An 18,442-nucleotide genomic window follows, 5' to 3' on the forward strand; every position below is an offset into this window, starting at 1 on the left:
ATTAATACTATGAGTTACAACAATTTCAATCATATAAAACCTTTAAAAAAAGAAGTTTGGGACAAGGTAAACCTAAACTATATTGCAAAATCAATCGTGGAACTGATGCACGAAAAATTGGCAGAACCAACTCTTGTAAATACTAATGAGCAGGGCATTTTGAATTTCCATTTAGCTACCGATACTGAGACTATTTATTATACTTTCTCGGGCCAGCAGCGTGCTTTGGATTACCTGCACATCGATAAACAGAGCATTAAAAAGTTTGTGAACGGCGAGCGTGTAGCGGTAAATAATGCGCCGGCCTTTTATACCGAATTACAGCAAACTTTTGGCATTAAACCCTTTACACTCGCTCATTTCATTGAAGAAACGTTAAATACTTTATATGCTGATGCTTATATCCACGAAAAAGGCCGGTTAACCGCTGATGAACTGGCCAATGCTGATTACCAAAGCATCGAACACCAGATGGACGGTCACCCATGGGCTACTATAAACAAAGGGCGTATCGGTTTTAACCACAGCGATCAGGGCAAATATGCACCAGAAGCGGCGCAGAAAACACAATTGGCCTGGCTGGCCGTCCACAAATCAAGGGCACAGTTTAAAAGCATCGAAAGCATTTCTCCGTTTTCTTTTTACAATGAGGAGCTTTGCCTGAAACAAGTCCACGATTTTAACCAGGTCTTGATCCGGCAGGAATTAAATCCTGAAGATTATTTCTTTGTCCCCGTTCATGAATGGCAGTGGAACAATAAAATTGTATTACAATTGGCGCATGACATTGCCCATCAGCTGATTATTCCGGTTGGCATTGGAAACGACGAATACATGTGCCAAAACAGCATCCGTACCTTCTTTAATGTAAGTGAGCCTAAAAAACATTATGTAAAAACGGCTATTTCGATCTTAAACACCTCCATTTTCAGGGGATTATCACCTAAAAACTGGCCATTGCGCCAAAAGTTACCCAATGGGCAAAAGATATGCTACAGGGTGATGAATACCTGAAACAAACACGCGTTGTCCTTTTAGGTGAAGTGGCAACCGTAGCTTATACGCACCCCAATACAGTGAAATACCGGAATCACCGTATCAATACCAGGAGTTTTTAGGTGCCATTTGGCGCGAAAGTGCAGAAAACTACTTGTTAGAAGGGGAAAACATCATGACGATGGCCAGTTTACTTTATGTAGATGACAATGGTAAAAGCATGGTACAGGCCCTGATCGAAAAATCGGGATTAGATGCTTCAACCTGGCTAAATGCTTATTTATCGGCTTATTTGAAACCGGTATTAAGAATTTTCTATAAACATGCCTTTTTCTTTAGTCCTCATGGTGAAAACACGATTCTGGTGATGAAGAATGGTGTTCCCGATCGGATTATCATTAAAGATTTTGTAGAAGAAATTGTATTAACTGAAGAATCGAAAGCGAAATTACCTAATGACCTTGTTGATGTTTTGAGGGAAATTAACGACGAATTGGCGCCTTTATTTATCCTTTCGGGCATATTCGACGCCGTTTTCAGGTATCTGGGCAATATTTTCCACAGTTATGTTGGAATGGATGAAAAACAGTTCTGGCGTCAGGTTGCTGATGTAATTTTAGAATTTCAACAGGAAAACAAGGAATTAGCCTCAAAATTTGAAAAATTTGACCTTTTTGTGCCTGAATTTATCAGGGTTTGCATTAATAGGGTAAGGTTGTTGACGCATGGTTACAGCGAAAGCACCGATGTTCCGGTTCCGGAATTGATTGGCACTTTGGTTAATCCTGCGGCAGAGGCTTTGAAAGAAGATGTTTTGGTATAATGTGAAGTCAGATGTTACCATCTGACTTTGAGTAAATCCAGACGATTTTATAAAAATAAAATAAATCCTCTCCGTGGTAAATGGCAACATCTGCCACCATTACAAAAGATCGTCATTGCGAGAAGGCTTTTTCAGCCGACGAAGCAATCTTACAAATATCGCTACTAGCGACCGCATTAAGATTGCTTCGTCGTTCCTCCTCGCAATGACGGTCTAACTTTTTTTAAACTATAAAAATAGTTTATATTAATAAAAACATTATCTTGCCTTAAATTACTCCCGGCATGAAAACATTATTATTTATCTTTTTATCGACACTATTATTCGAAACGCCAACCATTGAAAAAGACCGTGATCGTTGGAAACCTTATTACACGGATGCATCTCCTGCAAAAACAGCCGATCAATGGTTTCTACCCTTTGATGTGGTTAACCGAAAAAAGTAAATAACATCAGGATCATCAGCATTTTTGGCGATCACCGCAACAGTTACGTTAAAGGCCATATCCATACGGCCATTGATATCAATCCTACCCAACCCAAAACCAAACTCGTTGGCGTTTATGCCATGGCGAACGGAATAGTTTGCTCTGTACATTTGGGTGAAAATCAACGTACTGTGGTGGTTAAGCATAAACTCCCTAACGGCCAAACGATGTTTACCTCCTACAAACACCTGAAAGAAGTTTATGTAAGCAATGGTCAGCAAGTGGATCAAAACACGAAACTAGCCAGGTTATTTACACCGCAGGAAAGTAAAAAGTATGGTGGCGATTACCACCATCTTCATTTGGAAATCAGGAAAAAATTTGATGATTATGGCTGTGCAAGCTGGTTAACTTTTAATAATACGCAACTGAATGAACGGTTTTATAATCCTCAGGTATTTATAAAGGAACACATCAAATAGCTGTAAATTAAAAACACGGCCTTTACCGAATGTATTGAGGAACTTGTATAGATAGTCCCTAAAATTAGCTACTATCTATACGCTTTAACCAAAAATAATAAGAATTTTTATTTCAAAATACGGTCCAACACCGCTCCTGATGCGGCTTCAGAGAAATCGATTCCGGAATAATCGGGATTATAACCACCAATGTACGGAACGGCCATGATATAGATTCTATTATTCGCCTGCCCAGCCTCATCAACTACCTGGAAATGATCGTTGATGGTAATACCAGGAACAGTTAAAAGGTAATCATCACCTTTTTTGGTCACTAAATCATTATGCTTCATTTTTTCCTTTCCGATGGCAGCAGACTTGAATTTTAATCTTGCCGGACTTATGGTCTTATCTGTAATTAAGCTTTTAAAAGGAAAATCATCAAAAGAAAGATGCGGTTGGCCGATGCAATCAATAAAGGTATCGAAATGGACAGTAACCTTTTTACCATCCACCTTGTAATGGTAATCTGCACCTCCGGTTTTTAAGGGTTCTACTTTGGCATCATCGCCAACAGCTACAATACTTAATACACCAGCATCATGCAGGGCCAACAATTCCCTGCACGAACTTTGGGGTACAAATGCAATTACAATGGAAATGAGTGGCATTAATACTTTTTGCAAACGTTCCATATCCTCTGCGGAAAGGTATTTTGCCGGGTAGTTCATCGCAAAACTTAAAATAGCAAGTGCCTCTTTCCAATAGATTGATTTCCTCTTCTCGATCGATTTTTCTGCCTCTTCATATTCCTTTTTGAAAAGATCAAATGGTTCCATTTTTTCGCGGTAGTCCATCATTGCGGTAACGAACTCCTCTAGATTCATGTTTTTGATCTTTTTATAAAAAACAGGATCTTTTTCAATGAACATCTCTTTAAAATTCTTTTCAAATACAAAATCTAAGGGTAAAAAACCTCCATTTTGAGCTATACTCTCATGAATTTCTGCCTTGCTTAACGTTTCATCTTTACCAAGGTGCGAATCTTCTAAATGAAACCTGATGGCAGGCAATAAACCACTTCGGGAGTGCATAACCATTTTAAAACCTTTATTCGCTAACTGGTAAGAATAGGTACCATCTTCATTGTCGGCAAACTTTCCATTCTGTCGTGCCAGGGTTCTTAATGCATCAATGGCAGTTAAAGAAGAGCCCATAATGCCAACGGTGTGGTTTAGTTCTAACGCAATTTTTTTGGGCGGGTATGGCGAATCGAAATAATGAGGGATTTTACCTTCATATTTTTTGGCCAGTTATGACCAGTACAAATGATTACCTGGTCGAAAAGGGCTTTATCTTGTCCTTTAACACTTACCTCAACCTGATTATCGGCAGGTAAATCGGTAATATCCTCCACTACACAATTTAAATGCACATTGGTCTTAATCCCTTTATTTTCAGCAACATTTTTTAATAACTTAAACTGAGCGGAAAGATATTCGCCAAAAAACAATCTGGGTAATACCTTATACTCATTAAATTTATCGGCATCAATATCGAATTTTTTTAAAATCTCTTTTGGCGCAATTTTCACCCACTCTTCAATGGAGTTATATATAATTGGAATTTCATTGTCAGACACATTAGTAATGTGTTCTACATTTGCCCCTTCAGCACTATAAGGCATGCCCGCCCCTAAATAATCTTTACGTTCGAATATCTCTATTTCGAAGTTGGGAGCTTTAGATTCAACTAATCTTTTATACATGAACAGACCACTCGGGCCGCCACCAATGATGGCAATTTTTTTTTGCTGTTTTCGTATCCATTTATAATTCATACAATCTTAAAAAAGGAAAATTGTTTTGTTTGTTTGTTAATAAAGTAGAAAATCGGAAGAAGTACGATGATGATGGAAAATGTAAGAGGGATGATGGAATTGATTGCTACGGAGGCACGAAACGAGGGAATAGTCTTTCATGGTTGCCATCCTGAGGGATAATTTATTGGATAAAATCAATATAATGACAGTTTTTTTTGCGAATCGTGGACGGTGAGAGATCGTCATCCGCAACTCGATTGGGAACCACGGAGTGCTCATGAATGCCTTTGAAACAAGGGAAACTTATGAATAATCGTAATGCAAGCGCTTTAAGATTCCCGCCTGCGCGAGAATGACGACCATTCTATTGGAGTCTGTCTTCAACTCTTTGCCCTCTGTGCTATTCTTTGTGATCTCGGTGGTTAAAAAAACAAAGAAAATCTCAAAACTCCAAGAACCTATTTTGATTAATGCTGTTAACAGATGAGTGAGTTTTTTATTAATGATTGAATTTTGAATGCTGGAATGTATCAATGACCAATTGAACCAATGACCAATGAACTAATATACTTATGAACGATTTAAAACTATATATGATTTTACTGGGCTCGAAAGCCCCAAAAAGAAACGTAGAGCAGCATGACTATTTCTTCGGCATCGCCCATTCGCTAAAAGATCTCGTGCCCGAAATTAAGGCATTTTGGCCGGGAACAGGTACAAGCCTGCATATTGATGGCTGGCGCGAAGTAACCAAAGTTGATGATTACGGAATCAGTATTAAATTAAGGGATGAGCATACGTCGCCATCGCTACATAAATTGTTCTTTATCAACCTTGGGGGCTATTTATCCAACAAATTATATGAACAGCACCATATTGTATTATCGGTTCATGATGAAAGGGCCAAAGCTATACAGGATGCCAAGAAAACGGTATTTTTTAAAACCAATTCGATAAAAGGTGCCAATTCTCATATCGACGAAAAATATGGCATCGATGTAGATGATATTTATAAAATTGAGGATATTTTAAGTGAAGAGGCCAAACAGAAATACCACATCGAAATAAAACCATCTTCAGGATTAGCTGAAGATGAGATTCATTTGGGCTATTTTAAGTTGGATAAACTTTAAGCGATTATTTTTTAACGAGGCTTTTTAACCAAACCACCAGATCGTAGGCAGCTTTATCGTTTTCGAAGCCCATCTCTTTTGGCAAACGGCCATTTACATATTCATCGTACAACCAGGGGTCGGCAATGGCAATTACATTTCCTTTACCAAATCTGGTATCGGCAATAACCGTTGCACCAGCTGCATTTTTCAAAACCGGTTTTGCACCATTTTTGGTGTCGATAGCGCATACATCTTTCATGAATATTTTTTTTGCCGTTTTAAACACCGGATTATTTTTGATCACGATACCGCCATCTTCAAAATGTGCATCATCAATTACATGGTTCTGCATTTCGTTGGTAAAATGCATACCGAATACATTAGCCAGTTTATTAAAATGCGGTAATTCTACATTTGCGCTGTCGTTGGCAAACATCACCAATACCCCGCCCTGCTTTACCCAGGCAGAAATTGCAGCAATGTGCTCAGCTTCTATGTAATTCGGTTTAGGATTTTCTTTCGGACGATCGGGATCGACAATTAAGTAAACATCACTTCCTTTTAAATTAGCTATTGTTGGTGCTGTTTCAAGCGAATCCAGTTTAAATCCTTCTTTTTTAAATACATCACCAAAAATGGAAAAACCACTCATTGCCTGTTCATTCCACAGGTAATGAAAACGAACTTCTTTACCTTGTTTATTTTTTCGGGTTTCGCGGTTAAAGAAATAATCTAAAGTAACGGTTTGTGCGCTTGCCAGAATAGACGAACAGATTAAAACAGAAAGTATGCAAGCTTTAAAAAGCATTTTCATAAACATATCGGGTGTAATTGGTTAATCACCCAAAAGTATGAAATTTAACTATAATGAAATTGTTATAATCACCCCACAAAGACATCATCAAAGATAAAACTTACGCTACATCAAGCTAAATTGATTGGCCAGAATAAAAAATACCGCCATGGTTGAAATCAATATAACAGCATTATAGCCAATGCATATAATCCTGCTCGGTATCATTTTTTCTCTTATTTACCTTCAGTCGCTTTTTGTACAAAGCCACTAAAAAGAACGCAACTATCAGGAAGGTGGTGCCTATCTGCGCTATATTTTCTAAGTCGAGATCGAACATATCGTTTATTTTATAGGTTTAAACCATTAATTTATTCTTACTTGTTCACCTTTCGCCAATATGGCTTCCGAGCTACTTGCCATAAATCCTTTCGGAATCTTCGGCGCTATCCATGTAGATTTGGGTGGCAAAAACTCGTCCTTTTCTGCAACTGCCATAAATGCATCGGCTGTCATTGGAAAAAGCGAAAAGCCAATCGAATTTTCATCACGGTCCAGCTCAGTAAGAAATTGAGTCCATTCGCAATCCGGAAAGCAGATCAGCCTTTCATCTTCCTTCGGTTTATGGATACCCAGCACAGCCGAAAGGATTTGATCTTGTAAAATCACTGTATCAGGTATTGCTGACAATGCAACAGAAGCGTTATTTAAATCCAGCTGATACCATTCACCTTTAAAATAAAAGCCCAACCTATTTTTCTGATCAGGCTTATAAGCCTTGTTATTGGGAATTTTTGAGATATAATAATACTGTTTCAATTTCTCCATCAATAAGGAATAAGAAATATCTATACCTGAAACCATTCTATGAAAGGCACCTATAGAAATTACATCGGCAGAAACGAGTAGTGAACTGATCTGCTGAGGCCTGCTTTCCTGTAGTGAATACGCTGCTTCTAAACGGTGATGGCCATCGGCAAGGTAAACTGCGTTAAGCTTCATAAATTCTTCAACAAATTTTTCAATCACCTCTTCTTCCAATACCTGGTAAAGAAAATGGTCCATTTGTGACCATTCATTCACTAAAGGCTTACGCGTACGCACTACAAAATCAATAAGCGCATCTAAGGTTTTATCTTTTTTGTGGACCAGTAAGATCGGCGATTTTTGTATTGCCTTACTTTTCCGTTCTATTTTAAGCGATTCTACTTTCGATGATACCGTTTCTTCGTGCCTTTTAATTGCATCTACTGGTGTTTGAGAGAGATCGATATCCGCCCAAATTCCCCTCATTATACCAGATTCGCTACGGAACGCATAAACATAAATAGCAGGCCGATTATCTAAAGGACATCCAAACAGGTTGAGCAGGTCTTCAAAAGAAAGTTCCTCATTTTTATGCGCTTTACCGTTTACCTGATCAGAAATCATCAGCTCAAATATTTCTTTGCCCGGCTGTAATGCCTTTAATGGTGAGATTTTTATCATCGTTTAACGGATTATTCTAGTTCAAGAACTGTTTTATCGCTGTATATTTTTTCAAAACTGACCATGGCGTTTACCAGCACCTCAACACTTGATAATGGAAGTGCATTGTAAAGCGAAGCCCTGAATCCGCCAACTGTTCTATAACCTTTTATACCCACAATTCCCTGGTTTGCTGCATATTTTAAGAATCCGGTCTCTACCTCTTTATTAACAGCTAAGAAAGTAACATTCATTCGGGAGCGATGCTCAACATCTGCCGTACCATAGAATAGCGGATTCCGGTCTATTTCGGCATATAATAATTCTGCCTTTGCTATATTTTTTTGCTCTATTCCACTTACGCCGCCCTGATCTTTAAGCCACAATAAATTAAGCATGGCTACATAAATAGAAAAAACCGGTGGTGTATTGTACATGCTCATATTATCGCGGAATATCCGGTAATCCATCATTGAGGGAATTTCTTTTTTGCCTGGTTAAGAAATTCGTTTTTAGCAATAACCAGCGTCATTCCAGCGGGGCCCATATTCTTTTGGGCACCTGCGTAAATAAGATCAAAATCAGCTACATTAATTTTCCTCGAAAAAATATCTGATGACATATCGCATATCAATGGTGCACCTCCGGTCGAAAAATCAAAGATTTCTGTCCCCTCAATCGTGTTATTCGAAGTATAGTGCAGGTATGCAGCTTGCTTATCATTATTAAACTCTGCTGGAATATATGCATAATCTTTATCCTTAGAAGAGGCTACAACCTCCACTTCACCAAATAAACTGGCCTCTTTAATGGCTTTCTGTGCAAAATACCCGGTATCAAGATAAGCAGCTTTTTTTCTGCGTCTAAAAAATTCATCGGAACCATAGCAAATTGTGTACTGGCCCCGCCCTGTAAAAAAAGTACGGAGTAGTGATCAGGAACAGACAATAACTCGCGAACCAAAAGCTGGGTTTTAAGTACCACATCTTCAAATTCCGGCGACCGATGAGAGATTTCCAGAATAGATAAACCTATCCCTCGCCAATTAATTACGGCCTGCGCAGCTTGTTCCATTACAGATGACGGCAATATACAAGGACCGGCACCGAAGTTGTGTTTTTTATGCATGAGAAAATAATATTTGGTTAGATTAATTACAGCATAAAGATCAGTAGTTAAGCATATTATACCGCAACAAGCTGTTTTTTGGTAAAAATTATTTTTTACTAAACCCTTAACATCCTAAAATTTGGTTTAGCCTATCAGGAAAATAAGATAACAGAATATAATTTTTATTGACACCCTGAAATCCCCCTCATTATTGTAATTTATACACTAAGTGTATTTTTAAAAAAACACAATAAATTAAATAAATACATCTTATTTTAACTATTTTTAAGCTTCACAAAAGTTAACAAAATAGAAACGATTATACACTAAGTATTTACATGCAACCTCAAAAAGTTGATCAGACTGATATCGAAATCCTAAATCTTTTACAACGTGACGGATTATTAACTTACAAAGAAGTTTCAGGCAAGCTTAGGAAAAGCATGACCCATATTGTAGAACGTATAAAAAAACTGCGGGCAAATGGCTACATTAAATCAACAGTTGCCATTGTAGATATTGATAAACTGAGATCGCATTTTATTGCTTTTCCACATATTCAACTTACCATGCATTCGGAAGATATTGTAAAAGCATTCAAGACTGAAATGGAGAAATACCCGGAAGTGATGGAATGTTACCACCTTACCGGTCACTTTGATTTCATGCTCAAAGTGGCCATGCCCGATATGGTTTCTTATAACAATTTCCTCAGAGACAATATAGGCGCACTGGCTTATGTAGGAAATATCCAGAGCTTTTTAGTACTGAATCAATCAAAGGCCGAAACGGCTTATGCGTTGTAGCTTGGCTAATAAGCAGTAAGCGTGATGGCAGATGTTAGCATTTGCTGCTTCCCGGGCTTAATGAATGCGCTAAACCTGTCAGATGATAACAGCTGACAGCAACAAAAAACAGCGAACTTGGAATCCAACACTGTTTCTGAATTGTCATCCTGAAGGATAATTTATTGTATAAAAATCAATATGATTGACGTTTTTTCCTTCGCACAATTCTTGCCTCGGCTCGCCGCCTCCGAAGGGCTCTTACTTTTTGGCATCAAAAAGTAACAAAAAATGCCGGATGAAAATTTATTCATTTGTTGTTTATAACTTTTAGCTGCATTCATGAGGGCTTCGCCGTTTTCTTTTGAAGCCAGTGTTATGGCTGGAACAGTGCAGTCCGAAAAATTTATTAGGCCGGTTTTAAGTAGAACGGTGATACTGTGCTATGGCCTAGCTATACGGAAATGCATGATACCACAATCCATTCATTAATAAGTAATTACAAAATAACGTCAATGGTAGTGCAACGAAGGATCTTTTATTGTAATGACTACCTTTTAAAAGATTCTTCACTGCGTTCAGAACGACAACAGGGATGTATTCTTTATGGAAAGGATGCGCATGGATATTATGGGCTATTCAAACTTTGGAAATTCAACCGCTAACTATTAATCCCCATGGCGTACAGGATAATATTCACCCCAAACCTGGTGTTATCCTCTGCCAAAAAACGTTTGTTCCTGAAATCGTAATCCCATTCGCAGCCATAATCTTTATTGCTGTAGAGTACCCCTATCCTATTATTAATGGTAATGGCTTTCAGGTAATCGTGCACCAGATCATCGCCCCAGCCATTTAGTTCAAAAGAAGTTGTTGGCGGGCCTTTCTCAAACCTGAAGAAAGCATTGTAGATACCATGGTTATTTGGGATTTTCTTTAAAGCCTGAGGGCCAAAAAGATTACTCATTTGTGTTTCGAACGAGCGGGCAAACAAACCATCAATATCGTGGTTACAATCATCCACAAAAACGAAGCCTCCGTTGTGCACATAAGTTTTAAAATTTACAGCTTCCTGCTGGCTAAACTGTACCAGTTTATGTCCGCTTAAATAACAGAAAGGATATTTAAATAAGTCCCGACTGCTCAATTCTACAATTTTCTCTTCTCCGTCTAAAGGAATGGTGGTATACTCCAGCAGAGAATTTAAGAGATTAGAAGGCATACGTTGATCCGTATCCCAGTCGCCCGAATTATATTTTAACCTCGCAAATGTAAATTTAGCTCTTCGCACAGCCTAAAATTACCTTCATTTTTTATTATTCGAGTTTTTTATCCAAATTATCTTGTAAATTTTTTGATATTCTTTTCCGGGAATTAAAACTATCTACCAATATGCACTATATTGAAGCACCATATCATTATACTAAAAAATCAACCGTTTTGGAGCGTTCAGAAAGCCACTTAAAAATATTGATCGATAAGATCTCCCTGTTAAAAAGCGAAATACAGAAGGTAATTGTTGGTCAGGATGTAATTATTGAAGAAATGCTGATTGCATTAATGGCCGGCGGACATTGTTTACTGGAAGGTGTACCGGGTTTGGCAAAAACTTTAATGGTAAGGACAATGTCGCAGGCTTTAGATCTTTCTTTCAGAAGGATTCAGTTCACGCCTGATTTAATGCCTACCGATATTGTGGGCACTGAAATACTGGAAGAAGACCATGTAACGGGAAAACGTTTTTTTAAATTTAATAAAGGACCTTTATTCGCCAACATTATTCTGGCAGATGAAGTAAACCGGACTCCGCCTAAAACACAATCGGCATTATTGGAGGCTATGCAAGAGTTTGAAGTAACCTACGGCGGACAAACCTATCCTTTAGACCGTCCGTTTTTTATTCTCGCTACCCAAAACCCGATTGAACAGGCCGGAACCTATCCCCTGCCCGAAGCACAGTTAGACCGTTTTCTGTTATACATCAAAATCGGTTATCCTACCGCAGCCGAGGAAACACAGATTTTAAGCAGTACCACAGGCAGCAAAAAAGCAGTGATCAACCCGATTATCGGTGCAGAAGAAATCAAAGAACTTCAGGCCATTACCCGCGAAGTAAGCATCAACGATGATTTAATTACTTATGTAAGCGAAATCATCCGCGCCACCCGACCTGATACCACCACTGTAAATTTTGTAAAAGAATGGGTGCGTTGGGGCGCTGGCCCGCGGGCAGGACAAGCCTTAATATTAACAGCAAAAGCAAGAGCTTTATTTAAAGGCAGGTATGCTGTAATTATGGAAGATTTACAAGCCATGGCTTATCCTGTACTTCGCCACAGGGTATTGATGAATTTTAAGGCAGAAGCTGAAAATGTTTCATCCGACAAAGTTACCGATGAACTGATCAAAGCCATTTCGAAACCAAAAGCCAATATTTAATGAGTAAACTGCTCGATCCTAAAATATTGATGGCCATTAAAGACCTTTCATTATCGGCTAAAATGACGGTCGATGGTTTTATGAACGGCATTAATAAAAGTACCGTAAAAGGACCGGGATTGGAGTTTAGCCAATATAGAAGTTATCAGCCCGGTGACGATCTGCGCTCGCTCGACTGGAAAATGTTTGCCCGCTCCGACCGTTATTATATCCGGGAATCGGAAGTAGAAACCAATATTGCCGTGCGCATTTTAATTGATGCCAGTGCTTCGATGAACCATAGCGATGGCGATTTTACCAAAATTGATTATGCAAGGTACCTCAGTGCCTCTTTAGCTTACCTTGCCAATTTGCAGGGTGATGCGATTGGCTTGTATGTACTGAAAAACTCGGGCATTTTCTCCATGACCCCCAAGCAGGATTACCAGCATTTGGCCCGGTTGTTTTACCAATTGGAGCAGATTCATCCCGATGGAACATTTACCAAACCCATTCATTATAAAGAATTGTTTGCCGGAGCCCAAAAACGCGAATTGCTGATTTTCATTACCGATCTTTACCAAAAAGACGATGAAATCATTAAATTATTAGATATGTTGAATACTTTAAGGCACGAAATCGTGGTTTTCCATCTGTTATCAAGAAATGAACTGAACCTGGATTTTAAAGGTTATACGGCTTTCGAAGACCTGGAAACAGGAGAAACCATTCAGATTGATCAAACCAAAGCAAGAACCAACTATCAAAACAAACTTAATGCTTACCTGGAAGAAGCCAGGATAAAACTGCTGGATAGAAGGATTTTTTACCGGACAATTATAACCGACGAACCTTTAGACCAGGCATTAAGGGATTTTTAAAACAAAGAAGTAAACTCAAAATTTAACATTGCATTTTTTATATTCCATAGGTTTATTTGCGCTTGCTGGTATCATTGTGCCGCTCATTATACACCTGTGGAATGTTAAACAAGGTAAAATCCTTAAAATCGGCAGCATTGCTTTGCTGGGCGAAAGTTCTAGCGCCAGTTCGAAAAGCTTCAAAATTAACGACTGGCTTTTATTTGTGCTGCGCTGTTTACTTTTGGTACTGCTGGCATTCGTTTTGGCGCATCCTTATCTTAAAAAAATAGTATCTGCACGTAGTAAGAACGGATGGATTTTAGTAGAGAAAAACAATTTTCCCCGGGTTTTTAAAACGCATCAAAAAACAGTCGATTCATTATTAAAAAAGGTTATGAAATCCACGATTTTAATGTAGGTTTTAAACCATTAAACTTAAAAGATACTGTTCTTGATGAAACAAAACAGGTTAATACCTTAAGTTATACCGCATTATTTAGTGCAGCCAATCAATTTGTTCCACCGGGAGCTAAAGTTTATTTTTTTGCCGACCACTACTTAAACCGTTTTGGGAATGAACTGCCTGCTGTAAATTATAAACTGAACAGGGTTCCTTTAAAGCAAAGCGATACATTAAGCAATTGGATTGCCACTTATGCAGGGAAAAAGTATGAAGCGAAATCCAACCCTTCCAATACAACCTACCAAGCCTTGAATTCGTCAGATGAAGAACCGATAAGAGTAGCTATACATGAAAATTCGGGCACTACAGACCGTAAATATTTAATTGCAGCCTTAAAAGCCATTGAAAGTTTCACTAAGCGAAAAATTATCATCAATGCAGCTGCAGGAAAAAGCATCCATTGGTTTTTGGTTATCGGATAATCCGGTTTCAACAGATTTCAGATCATCAATTGCACCAGATGGAACATTATTTCGATACGAAAAAGGTAAATTGGTGGCTTCAGCATCCTTTATTAACCTGGAAGGCCGTCAGATTAAACTGAGCAAAAGAATTGAGTTAGATCAGCAGGCAGAAAAAATATGGACCGATGGTTTTGGAAACGCGATTTTAACAAAGAACAAGACCAATAATTTAAACATTTTTCATTTTTACAGCCGCTTCAACCCGCAATGGAATGATTTGGTTTGGGATGGATTATTTGTGAAGGCACTAATGCCAATTGTTATCCAGGACAAAAAATCGAATGATTTTGGCTTTGAAGACCATCCTGCTGATCAGCGTTTGGTATCACAAAATGGATTAATTGAGCAAAATAAAACAGAGATTGAAGCTAAAACGATCAAAAACGAACCTTTGGAAAACCTATTTTGGGTAGCAGCATTTCTGATTTTTACAGGTGAACGTATTTTATCATTCAGAAAAAAACCAAACGATGTTAAAAACTGAAGGACAAAATTGGATACGTAACCTGAAAACAAGGTGGATCAGTTTTTACCTGACCGGCACCCTTGCCATTGCGTTAGGCATTGCTTTACTTTTATCGGTTACAGGTTTTTATCTGCTGCATTTACCTGCCTGGATTTTTGCTGTTATTTTCACTATTGTTGCCGCCATTTTATTATCCAGCAAACCGGTTTGGAGAACTACTGACTTTGATGTTTCGAGGTTTCTTAATAACCGTTATCCCGAGCTGGAAGAAAGTGCCGATTTACTACTTCAGAACGAAACAGAATTATCCATGCTGCAACAGCTGCAGCGCAACAAAATAGAAAACATCATTCCAAATTTGGCGCAGCCGAAAGAACCCGTTAAAAGGTTATATTTTGGTTTAGGGATACTCGTTGTGGCATTGATCATCAGCTTTGGGATTACAAAAATTCCTCAAATCAGCAAAACAGATTCCATTACGGAGGAAACTCAAAAGCCGGTTCCTGCGATAAAAGAAAATATACCTGCAGAGATTTCCACTTTTAGCGCCACCATCATTCCGCCGGCCTATACCAGAAAAGCAGAACGAAAACAAAAGCAATTTAGCATTGCTGCCGAAACAGGCGCTACAGTGAATTGGAAAATTGAGACGAACATTGGCATTAAAAAGTTAAAACTTATTTTTAGCGATAATGAAATTGCGCCCTTAAAAAGCTTTAAATGCAGGGCATACGCAATGGACTTATAGCAAGATCATCAACAAACCTGGCTTCTACCAGCTGGATCTTGATGGCAAAAAATCAGATCTCTACCAGATTGAAATGATTCCCGATCTGCCGGTTGCGATTAAAATCACGCATCCCAAACAGCACACCACCATCGATATCGGTCAGCCGCAAAGGATTAACCTAAACGTATCACTTACAGATGACTATGGCATTAACGATGCTTTTATCTCCGCAACCATGGCCAGTGGAAAAGGGAAGGCGTAAGTTTTACCGAGAAAAAACTCTCTTTTAACACCAATTTCGACAACAATAAAAGCATTGCACTTAGCAAACTGATTGATTTAAAAAGCCTTGGCATGAAACCGGGTAATGAGCTTTATTTTTTCATCAAAGCGATGGATAACCATGGTCAATCGAGCCGTTCAGATGTTTACTTTGTTTCGATCGTAGATACTACTGAGCTAATGAGTTTGGCAGGCATGACCAATGGCGTTAACCTCGTTCCCGAATATTTCAGGAGCGAAAGACAGATCATTATTGATACCGAAAAATTATTAAAAGAACAATTAACATTGCCTGCTGCAACTTTTAAAACCAGAAGTAACGACCTGGGTATTGATCAAAAGTTATTAAGGTTGCGTTACGGGCAGTTTTTAGGTGAAGAGAACGAAACTGAAATCGGCGGTGATCAAGACGACCATGATGAACTTACTGAACACAAAGCTGAAGGTGAAAAATTTGGTGATGTAAGTACAATTATGGACAAATATGCCCATAAACATGATATCGCTGAAGATGCCACTTTTTTCGAACCCGAAATGAAAGTGCAATTAAAAGCCGTTTTAACCGAAATGTGGAATGCTGAGTTGCGTTTACGGACTTACAAACCACAGGAAGCATTACCTTACGAATATAAAGCATTGAGATTGCTCAAAGACCTGCAACAGAAATCGCGGGCCTATGTAGCTAAAACCACAGTTAAAGTTTCAGCTTTAAAACCGGAGAAACGTTTAAGTGGTGAGCTGGATAAAATTACACAACCCGTGCAGAAAATGACTTTCGAGCAAAAAGAAAAACGAATAGCTTATTTAAAAACGGTACTTGCCTTATTAGAAAATAGAAAAACCGGTAAAAATTTTAATGAGCAAGATCGGTTTTTGCTTGGCGAAACAGAAAAATACATGATCGGTGCTGCTGCAGATCATCCCTCAACCTATTTAAATGCCCTAATAAGTTTAAGGAGGTTAGGCGCAGCAAATAAACCAATGCTTAAAGATATCGATGTGGTGCAGCAGGCCATACAGAAAATGATCAATGTCGAACTGGCCAAACCGCAAACACGAAGTGCTGGCCCAGCTTCGGCATTGTACCAGGACTATTTTAATAACCTAAATAAAGCAGGCAGATAGATATGGAATTTAAATACATCGCTATACTGGCTGGTTTATTATTAATGGCCTTTTTACTTTACAAAGAGGTGCGCAGGGCAAACCGGGCCAGATTAATATGGCGAATTTTAGCGAATATCGTTGCCATGGGCTGTTTTGTACTGTTAATTGTACCGATCAGATATGAAACACACCTAAAACAAAATCCTGATGAAATTATATTACTCACCGACGGCACAAACCCCGATTCTGTTGCAAAACTAAAAGGGAAAAAATATGCACTTCCATCGGTAAATTTAAAAGATGAGAAAGCTAACATCCTTTCCGACCTTTCCTATTTCTTAAAATCAAATCCCAATATCCGGAAACTGAACATTTATGGTTATGGTTTAAGTAAGTTCGAACTGGAAAATCTAAAAGGTTATCAGGTTAATTTCCACCCCTCAGTAAGCCCAAATGGTATTGTAGCGGCCAACTGGTCAGCAAAATTAAAAACAAGCGATGTCCTGGATGTTCAGGGAAACTATCAAAATACCAGTAATCAATCAGTTAAACTCGTACTCAAAGGTTTAGGTCAAGTGGTAGATTCTACGACTGTTGAAGCGGAATCGAATAAATCCTTTTCACTTAAAACCCATCCAAAACAACTAGGCAAAGCTGTTTACGAAATAATTGCTTTACAAAAAAACGATACCCTGGCCAAAGAACCTGTGCCGGTACAGGTTGATGATCAGACACCTATGAAAGTACTGATTTTAGCCTCTTTTCCCGATTTTGAATATAAATTCTTAAAAAACTGGCTGTATGAAAATCAATATCCGCTCGCTTTCAGAAGTCAGATCAGTAAAAATAAATATGCCTCCGATTTCCTGAACCTGGATAGCATGAATCTAAACCAGATCAGTACTTCAGCTTTAAAAAAATTTGACATCCTTATTATTGACGAAGAAGAATTGGCCGCCTTAAGTCCCGGCGAAAGGTCTTCGATAAATGTTGCCGTTAATAATGGAATAGGCTTATTGATCAGGGTAACAGGCTCAAAAGCTTTAACAACGCTTAGTGGTAAATCCAATCGGTTTGAAATTCCTCCTTTAAAAGGAAAGACACTTAATTTAACCCTTTCAGAGGATCATTTCAAGTTTAGTCCATTGCAGATCGAACAAGGATTATTTTTAAAGACAAACCAAAATGAGCAGCCGGTTATTGCTGATGTAAGCGGAAAAACGTTGGTAACTAGCACCATCAACGGTTATGGCAAAATATTAGTCTCTGCACTTTCTTCCACATACAACTGGATACTTTCAGGAGAAAAAACAGATTATGCCGCCTATTGGTCTAAACTTTTGGCCAATGCAGCAAGAAAAAGAAATGATATCCAATCGGTTAACATCATCCCCCAATTCCCTGTTGTGAATCAAAAAACGAGGATTATTACAGATTTATCAGCAGCGGGCAAATTACCAATCTTGAAGGTCGATGACGTTCAACTTAGCCCGAGACAAAATATGGAACTTCCTTTCCAATGGGATGCGCTTTATTGGCCCCAAAAGTCGGGCTGGACTAACCTACAGGTAAATCAAACGATCGAGCCGATCTATATTTATCGAAAAAACGACTGGCAAGCGCTGAAATACCAGCAAACTTTAAACGATACGCATCAGTTTATCCAGAATTTAAGCCAGATCGACACTAAAACACAGTTAGCGGATATTGTATTAACAGAAGAAGTATCAATCTGGTGGTTCTTTGCCGCATTCTTATTCGCTGCTGCCTTCCTATGGTATGAAGCGAGGATTTTGGCTTTTTAAAATCGATTCGTCATCTCGACTGAAGCAAAGCGAAATGGAGAGAT

General features: G+C 38.5%; 21 protein-coding genes and 1 pseudogene. 16 read left to right on the forward strand and 6 right to left on the reverse strand.

Translation table 11 applies throughout. The features are described 5' to 3' along the window. The first annotated feature begins 9 nt into the window (after window positions 1-9). The 5 genes from ACQ86H_RS19480 (at window position 10) to ACQ86H_RS19500 (ending at window position 2,729) form a co-directional block, all read left to right on the forward strand. Window positions 10-1,014, forward strand: a complete 1,005-nt coding sequence (locus ACQ86H_RS19480) for an IucA/IucC family protein (RefSeq protein WP_431292195.1) — start codon at window positions 10-12, stop codon at window positions 1,012-1,014. Next, window positions 990-1,118 (forward strand): hypothetical protein, encoded by a 129-nt coding sequence (locus tag ACQ86H_RS19485; RefSeq protein ID WP_431292196.1) that lies wholly within the window; start codon window positions 990-992, stop codon window positions 1,116-1,118. The genes ACQ86H_RS19480 and ACQ86H_RS19485 overlap by 25 nt, the downstream gene beginning before the upstream one ends. Window positions 1,119-1,150: 32 nt before the next feature. Then, complete coding sequence (locus ACQ86H_RS19490; protein WP_431292197.1) at window positions 1,151-1,819, forward strand: IucA/IucC family C-terminal-domain containing protein; 669 nt, start codon at window positions 1,151-1,153, stop codon at window positions 1,817-1,819. A 284-nt stretch (window positions 1,820-2,103) separates the two neighbouring features. After that, window positions 2,104-2,265, forward strand: a complete 162-nt coding sequence (locus ACQ86H_RS19495; RefSeq protein ID WP_431292198.1) for a hypothetical protein — start codon at window positions 2,104-2,106, stop codon at window positions 2,263-2,265. A gap of 77 nt (window positions 2,266-2,342) precedes the next feature. Then, complete coding sequence (locus ACQ86H_RS19500) at window positions 2,343-2,729, forward strand: M23 family metallopeptidase (RefSeq protein WP_431295431.1); 387 nt, start codon at window positions 2,343-2,345, stop codon at window positions 2,727-2,729. 107 nt (window positions 2,730-2,836) lie between these two features. Here ACQ86H_RS19500 and ACQ86H_RS19505 read toward each other — a convergent pair whose 3' ends face one another. Continuing rightward, window positions 2,837-3,925, reverse strand: a complete 1,089-nt coding sequence (locus ACQ86H_RS19505; protein ID WP_431292199.1) for a hypothetical protein — start codon at window positions 3,923-3,925, stop codon at window positions 2,837-2,839. A gap of 23 nt (window positions 3,926-3,948) precedes the next feature. Continuing rightward, the gene (locus ACQ86H_RS19510) at window positions 3,949-4,548 is read right to left on the reverse strand and encodes an FAD/NAD(P)-binding protein (RefSeq protein WP_431292200.1); all 600 of its coding nucleotides are present in this window, start codon (window positions 4,546-4,548) and stop codon (window positions 3,949-3,951) included. A gap of 554 nt (window positions 4,549-5,102) precedes the next feature. Here ACQ86H_RS19510 and ACQ86H_RS19515 point away from each other — a divergent pair. Next, the gene (locus ACQ86H_RS19515) at window positions 5,103-5,663 is read left to right on the forward strand and encodes a DUF1543 domain-containing protein (protein ID WP_138822762.1); all 561 of its coding nucleotides are present in this window, start codon (window positions 5,103-5,105) and stop codon (window positions 5,661-5,663) included. Between the two features lie 4 nt (window positions 5,664-5,667). Here ACQ86H_RS19515 and ACQ86H_RS19520 read toward each other — a convergent pair whose 3' ends face one another. The 3 genes and pseudogenes from ACQ86H_RS19520 to serC all read right to left on the reverse strand — a co-directional run bounded on the left by ACQ86H_RS19520 (window position 5,668) and on the right by serC (window position 9,033). Next, complete coding sequence (locus tag ACQ86H_RS19520) at window positions 5,668-6,459, reverse strand: lacto-N-biose phosphorylase central domain-containing protein (protein WP_431292201.1); 792 nt, start codon at window positions 6,457-6,459, stop codon at window positions 5,668-5,670. 345 nt (window positions 6,460-6,804) lie between these two features. After that, the gene (locus ACQ86H_RS19525; protein WP_431292202.1) at window positions 6,805-7,926 is read right to left on the reverse strand and encodes a DUF1015 family protein; all 1,122 of its coding nucleotides are present in this window, start codon (window positions 7,924-7,926) and stop codon (window positions 6,805-6,807) included. An 11-nt stretch (window positions 7,927-7,937) separates the two neighbouring features. Beyond that, window positions 7,938-9,033 (reverse strand): annotated as a pseudogene (gene serC / locus ACQ86H_RS19530) (3-phosphoserine/phosphohydroxythreonine transaminase). A 320-nt stretch (window positions 9,034-9,353) separates the two neighbouring features. Between serC and ACQ86H_RS19535 the strand changes: the two are divergent. Then, complete coding sequence (locus ACQ86H_RS19535) at window positions 9,354-9,821, forward strand: Lrp/AsnC family transcriptional regulator (RefSeq protein WP_138822754.1); 468 nt, start codon at window positions 9,354-9,356, stop codon at window positions 9,819-9,821. Window positions 9,822-10,461: 640 nt separating this feature from the next. Here the strand turns inward: ACQ86H_RS19535 and ACQ86H_RS19540 are convergent. Then, the gene (locus tag ACQ86H_RS19540) at window positions 10,462-11,091 is read right to left on the reverse strand and encodes a DUF4159 domain-containing protein (protein ID WP_431292203.1); all 630 of its coding nucleotides are present in this window, start codon (window positions 11,089-11,091) and stop codon (window positions 10,462-10,464) included. A 101-nt stretch (window positions 11,092-11,192) separates the two neighbouring features. Here ACQ86H_RS19540 and ACQ86H_RS19545 point away from each other — a divergent pair, with 101 nt between their 5' ends. The 9 genes from ACQ86H_RS19545 to ACQ86H_RS19585 all read left to right on the forward strand — a co-directional run bounded on the left by ACQ86H_RS19545 (window position 11,193) and on the right by ACQ86H_RS19585 (window position 18,398). Then, a complete protein-coding gene (locus ACQ86H_RS19545; protein ID WP_431292204.1) occupies window positions 11,193-12,239 on the forward strand; it encodes an AAA family ATPase in 1,047 nt (348 codons plus the stop codon). After that, window positions 12,239-13,099, forward strand: coding sequence for a DUF58 domain-containing protein (locus ACQ86H_RS19550; RefSeq protein ID WP_431292205.1), 861 nt, complete (start codon window positions 12,239-12,241; stop codon window positions 13,097-13,099). Before ACQ86H_RS19545 ends, ACQ86H_RS19550 begins: the two co-directional genes overlap by 1 nt. Before the next feature lie 28 nt (window positions 13,100-13,127). Then, on the forward strand, window positions 13,128-13,499 hold the full coding sequence (locus tag ACQ86H_RS19555; protein WP_431292206.1) for a BatA domain-containing protein: 372 nt from the start codon (window positions 13,128-13,130) through the stop codon (window positions 13,497-13,499). Window positions 13,500-13,792: 293 nt separating this feature from the next. Further along, entirely contained in the window at window positions 13,793-13,966 is a 174-nt protein-coding gene (locus ACQ86H_RS19560) for a hypothetical protein (RefSeq protein WP_431292207.1), read from the forward strand. Further along, the gene (locus ACQ86H_RS19565) at window positions 13,920-14,492 is read left to right on the forward strand and encodes a hypothetical protein (protein WP_431292208.1); all 573 of its coding nucleotides are present in this window, start codon (window positions 13,920-13,922) and stop codon (window positions 14,490-14,492) included. Before ACQ86H_RS19560 ends, ACQ86H_RS19565 begins: the two co-directional genes overlap by 47 nt. Then, on the forward strand, window positions 14,479-15,222 hold the full coding sequence (locus ACQ86H_RS19570) for a hypothetical protein (RefSeq protein ID WP_431292209.1): 744 nt from the start codon (window positions 14,479-14,481) through the stop codon (window positions 15,220-15,222). Before ACQ86H_RS19565 ends, ACQ86H_RS19570 begins: the two co-directional genes overlap by 14 nt. 73 nt (window positions 15,223-15,295) lie before the next feature. Beyond that, window positions 15,296-15,466 carry a hypothetical protein gene (locus tag ACQ86H_RS19575; protein WP_431292210.1) on the forward strand — a complete coding sequence of 57 codons (171 nt, stop codon included), beginning with the start codon at window positions 15,296-15,298 and terminating at the stop codon, window positions 15,464-15,466. A 92-nt stretch (window positions 15,467-15,558) separates the two neighbouring features. Then, entirely contained in the window at window positions 15,559-16,611 is a 1,053-nt protein-coding gene (locus ACQ86H_RS19580) for a hypothetical protein (protein WP_431292211.1), read from the forward strand. A gap of 2 nt (window positions 16,612-16,613) precedes the next feature. Beyond that, window positions 16,614-18,398, forward strand: coding sequence for a hypothetical protein (locus ACQ86H_RS19585; RefSeq protein WP_431292212.1), 1,785 nt, complete (start codon window positions 16,614-16,616; stop codon window positions 18,396-18,398). Window positions 18,399-18,442: the final 44 nt, after the last annotated feature.

Origin of the sequence: Pedobacter sp. P26, from assembly GCF_050632135.1 — a bacterium.
Lineage (GTDB): Bacteria > Bacteroidota > Bacteroidia > Sphingobacteriales > Sphingobacteriaceae > Pedobacter.